Genomic DNA, 22877 nt, shown 5'->3' on the forward strand with positions numbered 1-22877 from the left:
TGCCGTTTGACGGACACTTTCGCGGTTTGTAACTTTTTGTTTGCCTCATCGCCAAAAATCGTGGTTATTATCCCCGGCGCTCAGGGCCAAAAACCCAGCGCCAATGACTGTCATGGGTCCACAGACTCCGCAGTCACAGCCGATCGGGTCCACCCTGGCGCTGACACCCCGGCGCAGGCCGTTCCCCGTCGTTGACCCTCGAACCGAAGGTGAGGTTTCAATTGGCCACGCGGTATGCAAACGTCAGTTCCAAGGGTAGAGCGATCAGTCTCGTCAACGAGCCAGCCAACCCCCTTTCTGTATGCGATTCGCGCCGTGCCGCGTTCGCCTGTCATCCCTCAGCGATCCCCCCGCGCGCTTGCATGTCAGGTCATGGCATGAGCCCGAGAGCCCGCGCCGCACCCTCTCCCTGAATCTCGATGTTCATCCGGCATTGCTCATGCCGTGCCTGACGGGCTTGCTGCTCTGCGCTCCCGTCTGCTCATAAAAAAATAATCTGCTCACGGACGGTGATTCCTGATGGTCGACAAATCTTCCTCGCGCGGGACGGGCTTCGCTCATCCTGATACAGAGCAACCCTTTGACCAAACCCAGTGTGTGCATGGCCTTTTCGAAGCACAAGTGCAGCTTAATCCTGACGCTATCGCGGCACGCTTGGGGTTGGACACGCTTGACTATGCGACGCTCAATACCCAAGCCAACCGCCTGGCCCATTACCTGCGCAGTCTTGGTGTCGGGCCGGATGTGCGTGTCGGGATTTGCCTGGAGCGCTCGCTGGACATGCTGGTCGGCGTGCTCGCGGTACTCAAGGCCGGCGGTGCCTACGTGCCGCTGGACCCCACGTACCCGAAAGCCCGTCTGGCCCACATGCTGGCAGACAGCGCGCCACGCGTGCTGCTGAGCCACGCCCCGGCGCGCGCGGCGTTGCTGGCGGCGCTGGAGCAAGGTGAGGTCGCAACGCAAGTGCTTGATCTGGCCGATAGCCGACTATGGGCAGCGCAGCCGACGCACAACCCTGACCCGCACGCGGTTGGTCTGACGTCCCGCCATCTGGCGTACGTGATCTACACCTCGGGCTCCACCGGGACGCCCAAGGGGGTCATGGTCGAGCACCGTGGGCTGATCGCGGTGAGCGCTGCCTGGGAGCGGTTGTATGCGCTGCACAAACCCCTCAATCACCTGCAAATGGCCGGGTTTTCCTTCGATGTATTCAGCGCCGACCTGATCCGCGCGCTAGGTTTTGGCGGCACGCTCGTGCTCTGCCCGCGTGACACGCTGATGGACCCGCCTGCGCTGTATCGCCTGTTGAGCGAGGCGCGCATCGATTTCGCGGACTTCGTGCCTGCGGTGCTCAACCCTTTGCTGGTCTGGGCGCAGGAGGCAGGGCGCGACCTGTCGTTCATGAGCACGGTGGTTTGCGGTTCGGACATCTGGACAGCGCACAGTGCGCGCCAACTGCGTGGGTTGTGTGGCGAGCAGGTACAGATCGTCCAGGCCTACGGTGTTACCGAAGCGAGCATCGACAGCACCTGTTTCGAGTTCGAGCCCGACAGCCACGTCGATGCGGTGCTGCCCATCGGACGGGCGTTGGCCAACACGCGGATTTACCTGCTCGATGCCGCTGACGAGAGGGTTCCCCAGGGTGTGACCGGCGAACTGTACATCGGCGGCGCGGGGGTTGCGCGTGGCTACCTGAATTTGCCGGAATTGACCCGCGAGCGCTTCATCGACAGCCCGTTCGTGGCCGGTGAGCGGTTGTACCGTACTGGCGATCTGGCCCGCTATCGGGCTGACGGCCATCTGGAATTCCTCGGGCGCAACGACTCGCAGGCCAAGCTGCGCGGCCTGCGCCTGGAACTGGGAGAAATCGAGGCGCGTCTGGCCGAGGTTGCCGGTGTGCGTGACAACGTGGTGGTGCTGCGCGAGGACAACGCCGGCGTACCCAGGCTGATTGCCTACTTTCGCGAACAAAGCGGCGCAGCGCTGACGCCCAAAGGCCTGCGCGAGCATCTGCAGCGCAGCCTGCCGGACTACATGATTCCTGCTGCGTTCGTGCGCATGGACGCGCTGCCGCTGACCGCCAATGGCAAGCTGGACCGCATCGCACTGCCCGAGCCGGGGGATGACGCGTTCGATCGGCATGTCTTCGAAGCCGCGCAAGGCGCGCTGGAAACGGCCCTCGCGGCCATCTGGGCGGAGGTGCTGGGCGTCGAGCGAGTCGGTCGCCAGGATCACTTTTTTGCACTCGGCGGTCACTCGCTGCTGGTGATGCGTGTGCTGGCCAAGGTTCGGCAGGCACTGCATCTTGAGGTGTCACCCTCATCCCTGTTTACCGCCCCCGTGCTGCAGCAGTTCGCCGAACGACTGAGCACCGCGCAGCAGGGTAACGCTCGCCCACCGATCACGGCTGTAGAGCGTAGCGGGGCACACACATTGTCGTCTGCCCAGCAGCGCCTGTGGTTTCTGGCGCAGATGGAAGGCGGCAATGCGGCCTACCACATGCCCTTGAATCTGCGCCTGCGCGGGCCGTTGCAAGTGGCCGCGCTGGAGCGCAGTTTCAATCAGCTGGTGGCCCGCCACGAGGCTCTGCGCACCACCTTCTTCGCGGTCGAGGGCGAGGGGCGGCAACGCGTTTGCGCTGCGGAGACGATCATTCCGTTGCCAGTCACCGATTTGCGTGGCGAGCACGATGCCCAGGCGCGTCTGCTGGCGTTGATCGACGCAGAGGGCAGCAAGCCGTTCGACCTGGCGGTGGGGCCGTTGATGCGCGTCAGCCTGGTCAGGCTGGCCGACGACGATCATGTGTTGCTGCTGACCCAGCACCACATCGTCTCGGATGGCTGGTCAATGGGCGTGCTGACCCGTGAACTGGGGCTGCTCTATGAGGCGGCTATTCAGCAACCGGCCGCGCACGGGCAGTCCCTGCCACTGCCGCCGCTGGCTGTTCAGTATGTGGATTACGCGGCCTGGCAACGCCAGTGGCTGTCCGGCGAGGTACTGGATGCGCAGCGGCGCTACTGGCGTGAAACCCTGAGCGGTGCACCGCTATTGCTGGAGTTGCCCACCGATCACAAACGTCCGGCGGCCCAGGATTACCGCGGCGGCTTCGTGCCGCTGGTCTTTGACCGTGCGCTGACAGCACGGCTCCGAATGTTGGCTACGCAGCAGGGCACCACATTGTTCATGAACCTGCTGGCGGCCTGGTCGCTGTTGCTGATGCGCCTGTCGGGGCAGGATGACGTGGTCATTGGTGTGCCCTCGGCGAACCGCAGCCAGCAGGAGCTGGAAGGGCTGATCGGGTTCTTCGTCAATACCCTGGCCCTGCGCATGACCCGCGCCGGCAGCCCGACGGTGGCCAGCTGGCTGCAACAGGCGCGCAGCGTTGCGCTTGCCGCTCAGGAACATCAGGACTTGCCGTTCGATCAAGTGGTGGAGTTGCTCAACCCGCCGCGCAGTCTGGCTTACAGCCCGGTGTTTCAGGTGCTGTTCGCCTGGGAGCAGCATCAGGATTCGGATCTGGAGTTGTCCGGGCTGGAGGTCAGCGTGTTGCAAAGCGTCCAGCCAGTGGCCAAATTCGACCTGCAACTGGCACTCAGCGAACGCGACGGGCAAATCGTCGGCGGCCTGGAATACGCGTCGGGGCTGTTCGAGCCGGAGACCGTGGTGCAGATGGGCGAATACCTGCGCCGCATCCTCATGCAGATGGTCGAGGACAGCGAACAGCCGTTGGCGACGCTCGACCTGCTCAACGCCGCGCAGCACCGACGGATTGTCCACGACTGGAACCGCACCGAACGCGATACCTCGGCGCAGCCCGATTGTGTCAAACGCTTCGAAGCCGTGGCGCAGCGCACACCCGATGCCGTGGCGTTGCTGGCCGATGAGCGAGCGCTGACTTACGCCGAGCTCAATCAGTCTGCCAACCGGTTGGCGAATTACCTGATCGAGCAGGGCGTGAGGCCCGAGCAGCGCGTGGGACTGTGTCTGGAGCGCTCGCCGCAGATGGTCATCGGCCTGTTGGCCATTCTCAAGACCGGCGCCGCTTACGTGCCGTTCGATCCTGCATACCCGGTCGAGCGTCTGGCGTTCATGTTCGCGGATGCCGCACCGAGCCTGCTGCTGACCCAGACTGCACTGCTTGCCGGTCTGCCGCCGTTGCCCGACACGCTGCCGATCTGCTGCCACGACGTGGAAGCGCAGCGCTGGTCTGAGTATTCCGAGGCCAACCCGCAAGTCCCCGTCAGCCCCGGCAACCTGGCTTACGTGCTCTACACCTCCGGTTCGACCGGGCGGCCCAAGGGCGTGGCGCACAGCCGTGCGGCGCTGGATAACCTGATCGCCTGGCAACTGGAACAGACGCCTGTTGCACAACGCGTGCTGCAATTCGCGTCGTTGAATTTCGACGTGTCGTTTCAGGAAATCTGCAGCACGCTGTGCCAGGGCGGCAGCCTGGTGCTGATGAGCGAAGCCGGCCGCAAAGACCTCGCCGCGCTGCGTCCGACGCTGGTGGCCGAAGATGTACAACGGGCGTTTCTGCCGTTTGCCGTGCTTCAGCAACTGGCCAGCTTCACTGAAGCCGAGGCGTCGGTGCCGATGCCTTTGCCAAAGGGCGGCTGCGAAATCATCACTGCTGGCGAGGCGTTGCTCGTCAATGACGAACTGCGTGCCTTTGTCTGCGGCCTTGGCGGTGCGCAACTGCACAACCAGTACGGCCCGACCGAAACCCACGTGGTCAGCCAGTTCAGCCTGAACTGTGATCAGGCCGGGCAGTGGCCGGACGCGCCGCCGATTGGCCGGCCCATCGCCAATGCGCGTTTGTATGTGCTGGACGGCGACCTGAACCCGGTACCGGTCGGTGTGGCGGGCGAGTTGTATATCGCCGGAGCCTGCCTGGCCCGTGGTTATCTGAATCGTCCAGACTTGAGCGCCGAACGCTTCATGCCGGACCCGTTCAACTCGCAGCCCGGTGCGCGTATGTACCGCAGCGGTGACCTGGCGCGGTTCGCGGCTGACGGCAACGTTCACTACCTGGGACGCATCGACCAGCAGGTCAAGTTGCGCGGCTTTCGCGTCGAACTGGGCGAGATAGACAGCCTTCTGCACCAGCAACCCGGTGTGCGGGAAGCGGTGGTGCTGCTGCGCGAAGATGTGCCGGGCGACAAGCGTCTGGTGGCCTATGTGGTAGGGCCTGCAACCGCCGAAACACTGCGTGCCGAGCTGCACCGCCACCTGCCGGAACACATGGTGCCGACGGCCTGGGTGGCGCTGGCGCAGTTGCCGCTGACCCGTAACGGCAAGCTCGACCGTCAGGCGCTGCCAGTGCCAGAGCGACAGGCCGCCAGTGCCTATGTGGCACCGCGCGACGAGACCGAGCAGCAGATGGTGTGTATCTGGGCCGAGGTGCTCAAGTGCCAGCAGGTCGGCATTCACGACAACTTTTTCGAACTGGGCGGGCATTCGCTGCTGGCCACGCGAATGATCTACATGATCAACCAGCGCATGGGCGCGCAGCTGTCCCTGAGCAGCCTGTTCAAGACGCCGGTGCTGATGGACCTGGCCGAGCAGGTGCGGCTCGGGCGGAGTGACGGGCCTTCGCTCGACACACCCTTTGCCCCGATTGAAGCCGATCGCAGCGCACGTTACGCGCCGTTTCCGCTGACCGATATCCAGCAGGCGTACTGGTTTGGCCGCGAAGCGTCGGTCAGCCTCGGCGGGGTCAGTGCCCATGGCTATGAAGAACTGCGCATCCCCGGCCTCGACGTGCCACGTTTCGAGCAGGCGCTGAACCGCATGATCCTGCGGCACGACATGCTGCGCGTGGTGTTCCTTGGCGATGGCACGCAGCAGGTTCTCGACAGCGTGCCGACCTATCATATGCCACGCAACGATCTGCGCGGCCTGTCTGCCGCCGCCGCGCAGCAGGCCCTGCAAGTCACCCGCGAACGTCAGTCCCATCAGGTGCTGGACGCCAGTCGCTGGCCGTTGTTCGAGTTCAGTCTGTCGTTGCTCGATGAGGGCATCAGCCATCTGCACATCAGCCTTGACGCCCTGATCGTCGACGCCGCGAGTACGCAGATTCTGGCGCGCGAGCTGATGGCGTTTTATGCCGACCCGCAGTTGCAACTGCCCGAACCTGGGCTGACATTTAGAGATTACGTGCTGGCCGAGCAGCGCTTGCGCAATGACAGCCGCTACGCACAGGCGCTGGACTACTGGCGCGAGAAGGTTGCCACGCTGGCGCCTGCGCCGGACCTGCCGCTGGTGTGCCAGCCGGAAAGCATCAGCCAGCCGCACTTTACCCGCCGCGACCGCGAGCTTTCAGCGTCGCAGTGGTCACGGCTCAAGGAACTCGCCAGGCAATTTGCCGTGACGCCATCGGTGATGCTGCTGACCGCGTTCAGCGAGGTGCTGGCGCTGTGGAGCCGGCAGCCGCGCTTCACGTTGAGCCTGCCGCTGTTCAATCGCATGCCGCTGCACCCGGATGTTGATGAGATCATTGGTGACTTCACCTCGCTGGTCTTGCTTGAAGTCAGTCTCGACGGGGCCGCGAGTTTCATCGACAAGGCGCGTGCCGTGCAGGCACGGTTGTGGCAAGACATCGACCATTCGGTGGTCAGCGGCGTGCGGGTGCTGCGTGAACTGTCCCAGGCCCGAGGCGTGCAGCAGACCGCCATGCCGATCGTGTTCAACAGCACCCTGTCGGAAGCCGCGCCTGAACTGGCCGAATTCAACCTTGCCGACGCATTGAATGCCGAGCATATGCACAGCATCACCCAAACCCCGCAGGTCTGGCTTGACCACACGTTGCTGGAGCTGGAAGGGCGCCTGCTGTTCAACTGGGACAGCATCGACGAGTTGTTTCCGCAAGGCCTGATCGAGCAGATGTTCGTCGCCTACAACGCGCTGCTGGATCGCCTGCTGGACGCCGATGCCTGGAACGCTGGCACGGTGGAGCTGATACCGCTGGCACGCTTGCCGGTGCCCGAGGCCAGCCCCGTTGACTCGGCGCTGATGCACGAACTGTTCGATCGCCAGGCACTCGCTGCCCCGGATGCGCTGGCGGTCATCGGCACCCAGCGGCAGTTGAGTTATCGCCAGCTGCGAGCCGAAGCGCGGCAACTGGCGGCGCTGCTTCAGCGTCGCGGCGTGGTGCCTAATCAACTGGTCGCGGTGGTCATGGAACGTGGCTGGGAACAGGTCGTCGCGACGCTGGCGATCCAGTACGCCGGCGGGGCCTACCTGCCGCTCGACCCGGCGCTGCCGACCGAGCGTCTGGAGCACATCCTGCAACGTGCCGAAGCCAGCCTGGCGCTGACTCAGCCGGCACTGCTGCAACGTGTCGAGTGGCCCGCGCAGGTCCAGGTGATCAGCGTGAGCGACCCGATCGTTGCCGACGATGGCCTTTCCGATCAATCCGAATTACACGCCGTGCATCTCACTCCGGACGATCTGGCCTATGTGATCTACACCTCGGGCTCGACCGGCCTGCCCAAGGGCGTGGTCATCGATCATCGCGGTGCGGTGAATACGCTGCTCGATATCAACCGGCGCTTTGCCGTCGGCGCTGCGGATAGGGTGCTGGCGGTTTCGTCGTTGAGTTTCGACCTGTCGGTCTATGACTTCTTCGGCACGCTGGCCGCTGGCGCAGCGGTGGTGCTGCTCGAACCGCAGCAAGCCCTCGACCCGGCGCACTGGCTGACGCTGATCGAGCGGCATCAGGTCAGCCTGTGGAATTCGGTGCCAGCCTTGTTCGGCATGTTGCTGGAGTATGTGCAAAGCGAGCGCAGCGCGTTGCCGTCGTGCCTGCGCGTGGCGATGCTGTCAGGCGACTGGATTCCCCTGACGCTGCCCGAGCGTGCCTGGGCGCTGCAGCCGACGTTGCAACTGGTCAGCCTTGGCGGGGCGACCGAAGCGTCCATCTGGTCGATCCAGTATCCGCTGCAGCAGGTCGACCCCGCGTGGCGCAGTATTCCCTATGGCAAGGCGCTGGATCACCAGCGCTTCTATGTGCTGGATGACGCCTTGCAGGTTCGCCCGACCTGGGTGGCTGGCCAGTTGTATATCGGCGGTGTCGGCCTGGCCAAGGGCTATTGGCGTGATGAAGCCCTGAGTGCCGGCAGTTTCTTCGCCCACCCGCTGACCGGCGAACGTCTGTACCGGACCGGCGACCTGGGGCGCTGGCTGCCCGACGGCAATATCGAGTTTCTCGGGCGTGAAGACACCCAGGTCAAGGTCCAGGGGCACCGCATCGAGCTGGGCGAGATCGAAGCGGCGCTCAATCGCCATCCCGGCGTGCAGAGCGCCGTGGTGCGGGTGCTCGGCGAAGCGCTGGGCGAGAAGCGGCTTGCGGGCTACGTACTCAAGGCCGATCCCTCGTTACAGGCCAGTGATTTTACCCAGTACCTGGCAGACAAACTGCCGGCCTACATGGTGCCGACGTCGTTTACCTTCGTGCAGGAATGGCCGCTGTCGGCCAACGGCAAGGTCGACAAGAAGCGCCTCCCGGAGCCAGCGCAGGTTCAGGATGCCGGTCCTGCGCTGGAAGTGGAGGGGCCACAGGAGCAACAACTGGTGATGATCGTGCAGGGCGTGCTCAAGCGCCCGTCGATCGCTGCCGACGCCAATTTGCTCAACCTGGGCGCCACCTCGATCGACATTGTCAGGATCAGCAATGCGCTGTCCGGCGAACTGCAGTTCCGTCCCAACGTTGCGCAACTGCTGGCGCAGCCGACGCTGCTCAATCTGCTCGGCATGTACCGCCGGAATCTGGCCAACGGCAGTGTGGTCGACAGCGTTCGGCAGCGCGCGGGTTCGCCTGAGGAGGTGATCGAGGATCCGCAGCAGCGGGCGCGCTTCAAGGCCGACCAGCGCGGTCGGCGGACTTTCACCTCAGAGGTTGCGGCGCTGAATCTTGCGCGTCCGGATGATCCGGCGTTCGCGCGACGCTTCAGCGATTACCGCTCGGTACGCCAATTCGCTGAGGGGCCCGTTCCGACCGAAGCGTTTGCCGGGTTATTGGCCAGCCTGGCGCAGGGGCAACTGCACGGCGAGGTCAAATACCAGTTCCCGTCCGCAGGCGGTCTATACCCGATCCAGTGCTACCTGTATGTCAAACCGCAGCGGGTCACCGGCGTTGCTGCCGGCGCCTATTACTACGACCCGGTTGAGCACCGCCTGCTGATGCTCGACAGCGAGCCGCTCGACCCTGACACCTACGATTATTTCGTCAACCGCCCGGTGTATGAAAACGCTGCGTTCTCGCTGTTCTTCATCGCCGACATGGCCGCGATCCGGCCGCTGTACGGCGAGCGCAGTCGCGACTTCTGTCATATCGAAGCCGGGGGCATGGCGCAATTGCTGACCATGACGGCGGTGGAGCAGGGCCTTGGCCTGTGTGGCATGGGCTCGCTCGAGGAGCAGCAATTGTCGGCCCTGTTCGACCTGGGACCGAATCATCAGTTGATCTACTCGATGGTGGGCGGCCTGCGCACTGCCGACGAACAACGCCGCGCGCAGGTCGAGGCGTTCGCTTCTGCCGCCGATCAAACGGACGACGCCAGCGACATGGAGGAGATAGAGATATGAATGCCTATCAATTGCTGGAGTTGTTCGGTCGCCACGCGGTGGTGCTTGAAGTGGACGGCGACAAACTGCGCTGCAAGGCGCCGCGCGGGTTTCTGAATGACGAGATGTTGCAGGCGCTCAAGCAGCACAAGGCAGAACTGATTGCCTTGCTGAGCGGCACCGACCCCGCCGCGATCCCTCGGCGTGCCGCCGGGCAAACGGCTGTTCCGCTGTCGTTTTCACAACGCCAGCTGTGGTTTCTCGATCAGATGGAACCGGGCAATGCGTTCTATAACGTGCCCACTGCGGTGCTGCTGAAAGGCGCGCTGGATGTGCCGGTGCTGGAGCGGGCGCTGAACGAATTGATCATGCGCCATGAAATATTGCGCACCACGTTTGCCAGCGTCGACGGCGAGCCACGGCAGCTCGTGCACCCGGCGATGCCGCTGGTGATGCCAGGTGTCGACCTGCGTGACCTGTCGCCGACAGCGCGCGATGCGCACGTCAGCATGGCGGTGGAGCAGGAGGCCAAAGCGCCGTTTGACCTGGCCAGCGGCCCGTTGCTGCGGGCCTCGCTGCTGCGCCTGGCCGATGAGGAATACCTCTGGCTGTACAGCGTGCACCACATCATCGCCGATGGCTGGTCGATGGGCGTGATCCTTCAGGAAGTGACTACCGTGTATGGCGATTTTCTGCGCGGTCAGGCGTCCAGTCTGGCGCCGCTGGCGGTGCAGTACGCCGATTACGCCTGCTGGCAGCAACAGCGGCTGAGCGACGAGGCGCTGGCCGGGCAACTGGACTTCTGGAAGCGCACGCTGGCCGACGCGCCGCCGCTGCTCGACATGCCTGCCGACCGGCCACGTCCGACCGTGCAGCGCTACGTCGGGGCGACCTTCAGCTCGACGGTCGACGGCACCACCCTGCGTGCGCTTAACGCGCTGGCCAGACAGACCCAAGGCACGCTGTTCAACGTGCTGATCGGCGCGCTGTCGGTCCTGCTCTGGCGCCACAGCGGTCAGCGGGACCTGTGCATCGGTACGCCATTCGCCAACCGCAGCCGTCCAGAAATCGAGCCGCTGATCGGCCATTTCGTCAACACTCAAGTGATTCGCCAGCGTCTCGATCCGCAGCAGACCTTTGCCGAGCTGTTGCGCGAAGTGCGCGCCACTCTGCTGGATGTCCATGCGCATCAGGACGTGCCTTTCGACCGCGTGGTGGAAGCCGTCAACCCGCAACGCGATACCGCGTATTCGCCTCTGTTTCAGGTGATGATGGTGTTGCAGAACACGCCAGGCAACGCCGCACAGATGCAGGGCCTGAGCATGACCCCATACGGCACCGGGAGCGCCACGGCCAAGTTCGACCTGGCGTTCGAATGGGTCGAGCGCGACGGTGTGCTGAGCCTGCTGGTGGAATACAACACCGACCTGTTCGACCAGACCAGCATCGAGCGTCTGAGCGGGCATTATCGTCAGCTGCTGGAACAGGTGGCGCTGAACCCCAAGCAGCCTGTCGGCGCACTGACGCTGATCAGCGATGCCGAACGCGAACAGATACTGCATGCGTGGAACAGCCCGGCACCGCTGGCCCAGCCCGTCGATTGCGTGCATCGCCTGATCGAAGCTCAGGTCGCGCGTCGGCAGGCCGAGTGTGCGGTCATCTTCGAAGGTCGATCGCTGAGCTACAGCCAGCTCAACAGTCAGGCCAACCGCCTGGCGCATCACTTGCTCACCCTCGGCGTCGGCCCGGATGTGCGCGTGGCGGTGTGTATCGAACGTTCGCTGGAACTGCCGTTGGCCGTGCTGGCGGTGCTCAAGGCCGGGGGCGCCTATGTGCCACTGGACCCGGATTATCCATCGGGTCGCCTGCGGCATATTCTCGATGACACGTCCCCGGTTGTGCTGCTGGCCCAAGGGCCGACGCGCAAGATCCTGCGCGAGGCCCTGCAAGGCGCGGACTGTGAAGTGCCGATCCTCGACGTGCAGGCCGATGCCGTGCTTTGGGCCGAGTGCCCGTCGGACAATCCGCAGCCGCAGCGTGTCGGTGTGAACGCCGACCACCTGGCGTATGTGCTGTACACCTCCGGCACCACCGGGCTGCCCAAGGGGGCGATGGTCACGCATCGCGGGCTGAGCAACCTGCTGCTGTGGTGTCAGCAATTCTGCGGCGAACACGGGAGCATGCTGCACAAGATTCCATTCGGTTTCGACGCCTCGGCCTGGGAGATTTTCTGGCCGTTGCTCACCGGGGGCAGGCTGGTCATCGCCCGTCCCGGCGGGCATTTCGAACCCGGCTACCTGGCGCAGGTGGTGCGCGAACAAAGCGTCACCGCGATGGTGTTCGTGCCGGCCATGTTGCAACTGTTTCTGGAGGTCGAAGAGGTCAGCGCCTGTCTCTCCCTGAAGGATGTGTTCAGTGGCGGTGGGGAGCTGTCGCCCGCAGTCGCCAGGCTGTTTCAGGAGCGTCTGCCGCATGCCCGCCTGCACAACGTCTATGGTCCGACCGAAACCACAGTGATCAGCAGTGTCTGGACGCTGGAGCCTGGTGCTGACGTTCCGCCACGCCAATTGCCCATCGGCCGACCCATTGCCAACACCCGTTTTTACGTGCTCGACGAGCGTGATGCGCCGGTGCCGGCCGGGGTCACCGGTCAGTTGCACATTGGTGGTGTCGGCGTTGCACGGGGTTATCTGGGGCAGGACGAGCTCACCGCCGAACGGTTTATCGACAACCCCTTCGTTGCCGGTGACCGGCTGTACCGCAGCGGCGATCTGGCGCGTTATCGGCCGGACGGTCAGTTGGAGTTTCTCGGTCGCAACGACTTTCAGGTCAAGCTGCGCGGCATTCGCCTGGAACTGAGTGAAATCGAAGCGCGGCTGGACCTGTTCCCCGGTATTCGCACCAGTGTGGCGTTGATCGTCGGTGATACGGCGCAGAACCAGCGCCTTGTGGCGTGCTGCGTTACCGACAGCACGGTGGACGAATCCGCACTGCGTGCGCACCTGGCAACGACCCTGTCCAGCGCCGTCATGCCCAGCGCGTTTCTGTGGCTGGACGCCTTACCGTTGACGGTCAATGGCAAAGTCGACCGTGCCGCCCTTGCGGCACTGGCCGATCAGGATCTGGCCGACCGGCAGGTCAATCTCGGCAGCCCACGTGACCATATCGAGCTGACCCTGTATCAGATATGGAAAGACCTGCTGCTAGTGCCGCAGATCGGCATTCGCGACAACTTCTTCAACGTCGGCGGGACATCGATTGCGGCGATCAAGATGGCCTACGAAATTGGCCGGGCGTTCAGCGTCGAGGTGCCTGTGCGCGTGATCCTCGGCCACCCGACCATCGAGGCGTTGGGCGGCTGGCTGCGTAGCGGGGCCAGCCTGGCCGCGGCACAGGACAACCTGATCGAATTCCGGCGCGGTGCCGGGCAACGCAACGTGGTTTGCATTCACCCGGCGGGGGGCACAGCGTTCTGCTATCTGTCGCTGGCCAAGGAACTGCCGGAAAGCATCGGTGTGTACGGTGTGCAATCGCCAGGGTTGAACCCCGGAGAGAGCACCGAGCCGAGCGTCGAAGCGATGGCCGACGCCTATTTGCGGCGGATCGCGGCGTTGACCTCACAACCGCTGGTGCTCACCGGGCTGTCGTTCGGTGGCCTGGTGGCGTACGAAATGGCCCGCCGTCTGACGGCTGCCGGCCATCGTCAGGTGACGGTGGTGCTGCTCGACACCCAAGGCTCGGATGATCCGGGGTTTCGGCAACAGATCGGGACCGTGGACATGGCGGAGTTTCGCGACAAGCTGGTGCGCTTCAACGGCATGTACCCCGGCATCGAAGACGCGCAGGTCGAGCGATATTTCCACCTCTACAACCACAACCGCCTGGCCATGGCCGCATACGAGTGCGCGCCGCAAGCCGGGCGCATCGTGCTGATTCAGGCTCGCGAAGGCTTTACCCGCCCGCAGTTGCATGAGCTGCGCAGCTTCTGGCGTCGTCGCGCGGGCAATGGTTACAAGGCCCGGCTGGTACATGGCGGGCACTGGGACATGCTGGAAAGCGCCGAGGTGCATCGGGTCTCGCAGACGCTCAGGCAAGAGCTGCAACGTTTCGACACGCAGGAGGCGCAATGATGAACCGGCACGCGGAAAATAACGCCCGCAACCCCCAGACCCTGCTGTCGCGTTTCGCCGAGCAGGTACGCCGTGATCCGCAGGCGCTGGCCGTGATCGACCGACAGGTACGGCTGACCTACGCGCAACTGGCCAGCGCCAGTGAACGAATCGCCAAAGGGCTGCTGGCACAAGGCACCGGCCCTGCGGATCCGATTGCCCTGTGCATGCCGCGCTGCTGGCAATGGGTCGCCACGATACTGGCCGTGCTGAAAGTCGGGGCTGTGGTGGTGCCGCTGGATCGGGCCAGTCCGGCCCGGCGTCGACAGCTGATGCTCGACGACGGAGGTTGCGTCGGGCTGGTGACCCTCGGCGAAGACGCGGACAGCCTGGCAGCGCCACAACGTGGCTGGTACGTCAGCGTCGAAGCCCTGCTGGAATTCCCTGATCAACCGGCACTGCCGCTGCCCGAGGACTTCGCCGCGTCGAGCTTCCTGTTCTACACCTCGGGCACCACCGGTACCCCGAAGGCCGTGGACGTAGGGGAGCGCGGCCTGTTGCGTCTGGCCCGGACCGACAGTTGCCTCGACACTCGCGCAGGCGAGCGCGTGGCCTGCCTGTCCAACCCGGCGTTCGACGCCTGTAATTTCGAACTGTGGGCGCCGCTGCTCAACGGCGGTTGCTGCGTCATCATTGCCGACGCAGACCTGCAGGACGCACAGCAACTGGCCAGAGTGCTGGAAACGCAGCAGGTCGATAGCCTGTTCATGACCGTTTCGCTGTTCAACACCTTGAGCGCAGATAACCCCGCCTGTTTCGCCAGCCTGCGCCAAGTGCTGATCGGCGGTGAGCAGGTCAGCGCCGCGGCGGTGCGTGCCTGGTATCAGGCCAATCCCGACAGCCGTTGCCGGATTTTCAACGCCTACGGACCCACCGAATGCACCACCTTCGCCGTGTGCTATCCGATCCCCCGCGACTTTGCCGGGGACGCGGTGCCGATCGGTCGGCCATTGCCTGACACCGGCGTGCAGGTGCTTGATGCGCAACAACGCCCGGTTGCCAGTGGCGAGGCGGGTGAGCTTTACCTGAGCGGCAGCGGGGTCGCACGCGGTTACCGCAACCGTCCGACCGAGACTCAACAGCGTTTCCTGCGCCTGCCGACAATCGATGCCGGGGACGTGCTGCATTACCGAACCGGCGATCAGGTGCGGGTCAATGCCGACGGGCTGATCGAGTACCTGGGGCGGATTGATCGTCAGGTGAAGGTCCGCGGTTTTCGCATCGAGCCGGGCGAGGTCGAGCAGCGTATTCTGGAGCACCCGCAGGTGGCGCAGGTGCACGTCTGTACGCGCCGGCAGGCGGCTGAAGACCACCAGTTGCTGGCCTTCATCGTGCCGCGCGAGGCGCTGGACTATCGCGATTTCGACCAGCACCTGCGTGACAACCTGGCGGTATGGATGCGCCCGCATCAGCTGTTTGTGCTGCAGCGCCTGCCACTGACTGCCAATGGCAAGATCGATCAGCGTGCGCTGCTGGAGCAGCCCTTGAAGCCGTGGCGACCGCTGGCGGGTTCGCGTGCAGACGAGCAACACTCGCCCACGCTTGAATGGCTGCTGACTCAGGCTCGCAGGTTGTTGGCGCAACCTGAGCTGAGCGGCGAGGATGACTGGCTGGGCAGCGGCGGCGACTCGCTCAAGGCCATGCGTCTGCGTTCGGCAATTCGCACCCACTGGCAGCGGGAAATCACGCTGGGTGCGGTGCTGAGCGAATCGTTTTCGGCACTGGCCGAGCGCCTTGGTGATGAGCAGGGTGCGGCGTCTGCCTATCCGCCCGCGCCGCCCGTCAACCGTTCAGGGCGTGCGCCGGCGACTGCCGAGCAGAGTCGCCTATGGCTGATGCAGCAGCGCACTCCACAGGCGACCGCCTACAACGTGCCAATCATCCTGCACCTGGCAGCGGGCGTGGAGCTGAACGCATTGGCCGACGCCGTGCAGCGCCTGCTGACTCGGCACAGCGGGCTGCGTACGGCGTTTGTGTCCGCTGCCGACGGGCTGCATCAGCAGGTTCACCAACGGGACGCGGTGTGCCAGACCTTTGCCACAGGAGCATTCAGTGAACAGACCTGGCGCAGCTTTGCAGCCCTGGTCTTCGACACACCTTTCGATCTGACGACGTCGGCGCTGTGCAAGGCCTGGCTGTTGCCGTTTGCCGATGGCAGCTGCCGCTTGCTGCTGAACCTGCATCACGTGGCCATCGATGGCTGGTCGATGAACCTGTTGTTCGATGACCTGGTGCAGCTGTACGACGATGCGCTGCAGGGGCGGCCGAGTGCCGAGCCTTCGCCGGGTCTGGGCACGCTGGAGTTTGCCCTCTGGCAACGACAATGGCGTGTCGACCCGCGTTACCGCGATCAGCGTCGCGCCCTGGCCGGGTTGCACCGTCAGCACCCGGCGTCTTCGCCCGCGCTGCTGCCGGTTCGCGAGCCTGGCCCGCAGGCACGGCTTTATCGTCAGCCGCTGGGAGCCACGCGCAGTGCTGCACTGGATCGGTTTTGCAGCCGACAGCGCGTCACGCGTTATGAGGTGCTGTTCAGCGTTTATGCCTGGAGCATTTACGCCCTGACCGGCTGTGAACGGCCACGCATCGCCAGCCCGGTATCCAACCGTCCGCTGAGCGAATTCGAAGACGCAATCGGTATGTTCGCCAATACCGTGCTGATCCCCACGGCGTTCGACGGCGACAAGGCGCTCGACCAGCAACTGCATCAGCAGACCGCCACGGTGCGTGAGGTGCTGGCCTTGCAGGACGTCGCGCTGGCGGACCTGGTGGAAGACCTGCGGCTGTCGTCGAGCAGTGCACTGTTCGATTTCATGTTCGTGCTGGAAAACACCGACTACGCCAGGCTGGCCCATACCGGCCTGCGGGCCACGCTGGAATTCAACGAGACGGTGCAGGCCAAATGTCCGCTGACCTTGCTGGTGGTCGATGCCGGGTTACAGCTGGAATGCTGGTGGGAGTACCAGTGCAGTTATTTCGATGCGGGCCAAATGGTCGCCGTCAATCAGCTCTTGCAGCAGGGGCTTGATCTGCTGTTGGAGAAACCGTCGGCGACCCTCGATGCGCTGCTCACGCCTTACCGCTTCAACCTGCCGCCCGCCAGTCAGGGCGACAGCGCTGAGCCACCGTTCAACACCGTGGCCGACTGGTTCGCCTACCAGGTGAGTTGCACACCGGATGCTCCGGCACTGGTCGACAATCAGCAGTGCATCAGCTACGCCGAACTGGATGCACTGGCCGATACGCTGGCGGCCACCCTGATCGAGCAGTGCCCGCTGCCGGAGGATAGCGATGCGCCGCTGCAAGTGGTCCTGTACCTCCAAGCGTCGGTCGAGCACATCGTGGCCTTACTGGCGCTGGCCAGGCTCAACCTGACGGCGGTACCCGTCGATCCTGGCTATCCGCTGGCGGTGCAGCGTCAGGTCATGCAGCAGGCACAACCCGGCTGCGTGCTGTACAGCGCGACCACTGAGGTGGCACTGGAACAGTTGAACGCAGACCGACAGGTCTGTCATCGGGTCGACCTGAGCGCTGCGGCACGGCCGTTCGAGCGTCGCCGTCATGCGGGTCAACGACCGTTGTACACGCTGTTCACGTCCGGTTCGACGGGGACACCAAAAGGGGTTCAGGTGCCGGACCGAACCCTTTGCAATCTGTTGCACTGGCAGCGCAACGAAGGGCAGTTGCCCGCGAAGTCAGTGACCCTGCAATTCTCCATGCTGTCGTTTGATGTGTCGTTTCAGGAGATTTTCAGCACCCTCTGCGGCGGGGGCTGTTACCACCTGATCAACCCGCGCTGGCGGCAGGATGCTCAGGCATTGTTGAGCTATCTGGTACAGACGCGCATCGAACGGCTGTTCCTGCCGTGCGTGGCCTTGCAGCATCTGGCGCAGACCGCTGTGAGCCAGGGTGTGTATCCGCAGGCGTTGCGCGAGGTGATCACGGCGGGCGAGCAACTGCTGTGCACCGAGGCATTGCGCAACTGGTTCGGCGGCATGCCGCAGGCACGGCTGTTCAATCATTACGGCCCGACCGAAACCCACGTGGTCAGCGCCTGGCGTTTGCCTGCGGCGGTTCAGGACTGGCCGCTGCGCGCGCCGATCGGGCGGGCAGTGAGCAATGCACGCCTGCTGCTGGTGGACGAATACGACCGGCCGGTGCCGCGTGGCAGCCAGGGCTATCTGCTGGTGGCAGGGCCGATGATTTCGCGCTGCTACCTCGCTGACCCGGCGCTGAATGCTGCGCGCTTTGTCGAGTTGCCGCAGCCAGAGGGCATGACCCTGTTCTATCGCACCGGCGACCTTGCGCGGGCTGATGCAAACGCCTGTCTGCACTACCTGGGCCGGGACGATCAGCAGATCAAAATCAGTGGTCAGCGTATAGAACTGGGGCAGATCGAGGCCGCGCTGTTGCAGGTCGCTCAGGTGAGCAACGCGGTGGTGGCCATGCAGGCTGAGCCGCCCCGTCTGGTGGCCTGGTTGCGCAGCGAAGGCACGCTGCCCGATGCACAGCAGCTTGACCGCCAGATCAGCCTGCACCTGCCGGCGCATGTGCGTATCGACGAGTACCGGCGGGTCGACGCCTGGCCGCGCACGCCGAGCGGCAAGATCGATCGCAGGGCACTGGGGGATCTCGGCGAGGTATTGCAACGGCAACGCACCGGGCTGCCAGAGGCACCGTTGAGCGCACTTGAACAGCAACTGAGCGAGTTGTTCGTGGCGGTCATCGGTCGCGACATCGAGCCTGATCAGACTTTCTTCGAAGCCGGCGCCACCAGCCTCGGCCTGATGCGCCTGCATGCCCGTTACAACGAGGTGCTGCCGCAGCCAGTAGCAATGGCCGCGTTGTTCGAGCATGTCAGCGTACGCCGCCTGGCACAGCATCTATCCATACCGGCAGGGCAACTGTCCGGTGCAGGGAAGGGCAGTGAGCGAGGTGCCAAGGCTGGCGAACAACCCATGGCGATCATCGGCATGTCGGTGAATGTGGCCGGGGCGAGCAACCTTGCCGAGTTCTGGGCGATGGTTCAAGGAAATGGCTTGGGCATCGAGCGGTTCGACGCTGCCGAGGGGCTGGTCGGTGCGCGCAGTCAACTGACCGGCCTGCTGGATTTCGATCCCGACTATTTCGGCATCAGTCTGCAGGAAGCGCGGTTGATGGACCCGCAACAGCGGCACCTGCTGATGGGCTGCGTGCAGGCGCTGCAACATGCCGGGCTGACACCCAAAGCCGACGGGCCGCGCATCGGCCTGATCGCCAGTTGCGGCGAAACCACGTATTTCCAACAAATGCTGCGCGAAACCGCCGGGGGCGATCTGCCCGACGGTTTTCAGATGGCGCTGCACCACGACAAGGACTTTCTGGCCACCAAGGCGGCTTACCACCTCGACCTCGGCGGGCCGGCACTCAGCGTTCAGGCGGCGTGCGGCAGTTCGCTGATTGCCGTGCACCTGGCGGCGGCGATGCTGCGTCAGGGCGACAGTGATGTGATGCTGGCCGCCGGGGTGCTGATCGACCCGACCCTGACCGATGGCTATCGTTATCGCCCGCAGCACATTTTTTCCCGCGACGGTTTATGCCGTCCGTTCAGTGACGACGCCAGCGGCACCATCGGTGCCAGCGGTTACGGGGTGGTGGTACTCAAACCGCTGGACCGTGCCCAGGCCGACGGCGACCGGATCTACGCGCTGGTCGAAGCCTCTGCGCTGAACAACGATGGCCGCGCCAAGATGAGTTACACCGCGCCGTCGGTGTCGGGGCAGAGCGCAGTGATCAGCGAGGCGCTGCGCAAGGCCGGGATCAATGGCGCCGACATGGGCTACATCGAGGCTCACGGCACCGGCACGCTGTTGGGCGACCCGATTGAAGTGGCGGCATTGACCAAAGCGTTCGGCGCGGCACCAGCCGCCGGTTGCGCGCTGGCCTCAGTGAAAAGTCAGGTGGGTCATCTGGGCGCGGCTGCCGGCGTGGTCGGGCTGATTCGCGCGACGCTTGCCGTGTTTCACGGGGTGATCCCACCCAACCTGGGGTTTACCCGGATCAATCCGCAAATCGATCTGCAGCACTCGCCGTTCTACATACCCGGCACCTCACGGCCCTGGCCGGAAGGGCGTCGGCGTCTGGCCGGGGTCAGCAGTTTCGGCATCGGTGGCACCAACGCGCATGTGATTGTCGGCGCCGCGCCGCAGCAGACAGCGCGCGTCGAGGATAGCCCGGCGTGCCTGCTGCTGTCGGCGCACAGCCGCACTGCCCTGGAGCGGGACATGCTGGCGATTGAAGCCTGGCTCAACGCCTTTCCCGAGCAGCAGGCTGCGCTGCTGCGTTACCTGCAAAACGGTCGACGCGCGTTGCCCTGGCGCTTCGCAATGATCTGCCAGCCCGGTCAGACGCCGCGCCTGCAAGCCGCGTCGATCAAGCAGGTGACGCTTTCGGACGTGCGAGTGAACGCCAGCGAGCATTCGCCCCAGGCCGTGCTGGACGCCTGGTATGCGGGGGCCAGCATCGAAGGGTCGACCGGTTCGACGCCGCCCCCCTGGGACTTGCCTCCGTCGGCATTCGATCTGCAGACCTTCCGCTTCAAACCCGCCGCACGTGCCGAACTGCAGCCTTCGTCAGCCGTCGAGCGCCAGCCGCTGGCGGACTGGTTCTATCAGCGTCAGTGGCAGCGGGTAAACCGTCTGCGTACAAAACCGACTGGTGAGGGTCGTGACGTGCTGGTGGTGTGTAGCCATGAGCGTCTGGATGCCACCACGCTTGGCAGTCTGCAGGGTGTCTATCGGCACGTCATCGAGGTGCAGGCCGGCAATGGCTACCAGCAGCTTGGCCCGAATCGTTATGAACTCGACCCGCTGGACCCAGTGGCGTTCGGTCGATTGATCGCTACGCTCGATCAGAATGGGCAGACGGCAAGCGAACTGGACTGGCTGCATGCCTTGCCGCTGTCGGTGGGCGGAGCGGTTGACGAGCAAAGCCTGGCGGCCGCGCAATGGGCCTGTCTGGATACGCTCAGCGCGTTGTTGCAGGCCTGGGGGCAGAACGCACAGAAGAGCACCCTGCGGCTCTGGCTGTTGTCCTGGCAAGCGTGCCCGGTGAACGGCCAGGTCATGCGCCCTGAACTGGCGGCGCTGGCCGGTATCACCGAAGTGGCCCCGCAGGAGTTCCCGATACGCTGTCATTGGCTGGACCTGCCTACGGCGCAGTTGAGCGTTCAGGCTCGGCACCTTGCGGCGCTGCTGGCCGAACCGGCGTCGCTGCCGCGGCGCATGGCCATTCGTGATGGTTATCTGTGGCAGCCTCAGCTGTTGGCCAGTCCGCTGGCGAATCCGATGGCTGATTCGAATCTGCTGCCGGCGAACGGCACGTTTCTGGTGCTCGGCGGTACAGGCGGCATCGGGCGTACCTTGTGTGAACACCTGCTGCAATCCAGCCAGCGGCGGGTCGTGATGCTGTCGCGAGGTGGCGAGTGTCCGAAACAACTGCACGCCTATGCTTCGCGCATCGATAGCATCGCTGCGGATATCGCCGACCTGGCGCGCTGGCCCACGGTGCTTGAATACTTACGTGAGCGTTATGGGCACTTTGACGGCGTGATTCACGCCGCCGGCACCGGAGCGGGCAGTCTGATCCGTCAGCGCGATGCTCAGGTGCTGTCTGAGGCAATGGCCAGCAAGACGCGTGGCATGCTGGCGGTCGAAGCGTTGATCGAGCAGATGACTCCGGGGTTCGTCCTGTATTGCTCTTCGATGTCGGCACTGTTCGGTGGCGCCGGGCACCTGGACTACGCCGCCGCCAGTGCCGTGCTTGACGGTTTTACCCACTACCGCCCGCATGCCGAAAAGGGCTGTGTGCGTCTGGGCATCAACTGGGACATCTGGCGCGATGTCGGCATGGCCGCTGCCAGTGGCGTCGGGGATGATGCGCACCAACGGCACCTGGCGGTCGGCATGTCGGCGCAGGAGGGTTGCCGGGTATTCGATGCGGCCATGACGGCGCAACTGCCGCAGTTGCTGATCTCGACCACCGATCCAGAGACGGCGCGACAGTTTTACCCGGTTCGCCACAGCGCGGGCTCGACGCTGGCCGATACTGCGCCAGCGCTGACGGCAGACACTGAAGCGCCGGACCGTCTGCCCGAGCATCTGCATGACTGCCTGTGCAAATGGCTCGGTGTGAGTGCGCTGCAGCCGGATGCCTCGCTCTATGAGCTGGGCGCCGATTCCCTGACCCTGCTGGACCTGATCGACGAACTGCAGGCCGCGACCGGCGTGGTCTTCCAGTTGTCGCAGTTCAGCCACAAGGTCAGCCTGACCGAGGTGTTGACGTTGGTGCAGGCGTCAGGGGCCGTAACGCCTGCGGACGAAAACCAGTGGGTCGATGCGGTGAGGATCGATCAGTGGCATGCGGGCGCGGGCCGCGAGCGCCTGTATCTGATTCACCCTGTGGGTGGCGACGTGCAGGCGTATCGCGAGCTGGCCTTGGCGCTGCACCCTGATCTGGGCGTGTGGGTGATCGCCGATCCGGCCTTGCGCCTGCCCGACCTGCCGAACATCAGCGTGGGTGAGCGCGCGCAGCTGTATCTCAAAGCGTTGCAGGCCCATCACCCCGACGGCACGGCATGGCGTCTGGCCGGTTGGTCGTTCGGCGCTTGGGTGACACAGGCAATGTGCAGCCTGCTGACGGAGGATTGCGAGCAGCCATTGCTGTACCTGATCGATCCCCCCGCGCCGGATGCGGGTCACGAGCTGGCGCAGATTGGCGAAGCGCAGATTCAGCAAGTTTTCCAGCGCGAGTTTTCTGCACGGCGCGGCGTCAACACGGCCACCAGCACGGCCAGCGAAGATGCATCGAGTTACCTGCAAAGCCTGATTGTCTGCTGCCAGAACAATATGGCGAGCATGGCCGGCCATCAGCCCGAAGCGCTGTTGCGCACTCCAGTGCGGCTGTTCATCGCCACGCAGCCCAATCCTTATGGCATGGGCAGCGCCTGGCGGATCGTCGATCTACAGCGGGCCTGGCAAGTACTGTTGCCGCACATGTCGAGCTGGCAAGCACTGGACACCGATCACTACGGTATTGTCGCAGCGCCCTGGGCGCAGGTGATTGCCGAGATGATCAATGCCGACCTGTCGTCGATAAAGGGCTGAACGT

3 protein-coding genes are annotated in these 22877 nt (G+C 64.4%); all 3 read left to right on the forward strand.

Translation table 11 applies throughout. The features are described from left to right. The first annotated feature begins 519 nt into the window (after positions 1-519). Genes JOE39_RS02550 through JOE39_RS02560 form a run of 3 tightly spaced genes read left to right on the forward strand, consistent with a single transcriptional unit; the run spans position 520 to position 22873 of the window. The gene (locus JOE39_RS02550) at positions 520-9585 is read left to right on the forward strand and encodes a non-ribosomal peptide synthetase (RefSeq protein WP_210077937.1); all 9066 of its coding nucleotides are present in this window, start codon (positions 520-522) and stop codon (positions 9583-9585) included. Continuing rightward, on the forward strand, positions 9582-13694 hold the full coding sequence (locus tag JOE39_RS02555) for a non-ribosomal peptide synthetase (protein ID WP_057445511.1): 4113 nt from the start codon (positions 9582-9584) through the stop codon (positions 13692-13694). Before JOE39_RS02550 ends, JOE39_RS02555 begins: the two co-directional genes overlap by 4 nt. After that, entirely contained in the window at positions 13691-22873 is a 9183-nt protein-coding gene (locus JOE39_RS02560; protein ID WP_210077935.1) for a non-ribosomal peptide synthetase, read from the forward strand. The genes JOE39_RS02555 and JOE39_RS02560 overlap by 4 nt, the downstream gene beginning before the upstream one ends. Positions 22874-22877: the final 4 nt, after the last annotated feature.

The organism is Pseudomonas sp. PvP100 (assembly GCF_017833055.1).
Lineage (GTDB): Bacteria > Pseudomonadota > Gammaproteobacteria > Pseudomonadales > Pseudomonadaceae > Aquipseudomonas > Aquipseudomonas syringae.

Bases quoted from the DNA above. Each gene is read 5' to 3' on its own strand.
- JOE39_RS02550 (WP_210077937.1), top strand. From the start codon at position 520: ATGGTCGACAAATCTTCCTCGCGCGGGACGGGCTTCGCTCATCCTGAT.
- JOE39_RS02555 (WP_057445511.1), top strand. From the start codon at position 9,582: ATGAATGCCTATCAATTGCTGGAGTTGTTCGGTCGCCACGCGGTGGTG.
- JOE39_RS02560 (WP_210077935.1), top strand. From the start codon at position 13,691: ATGATGAACCGGCACGCGGAAAATAACGCCCGCAACCCCCAGACCCTG.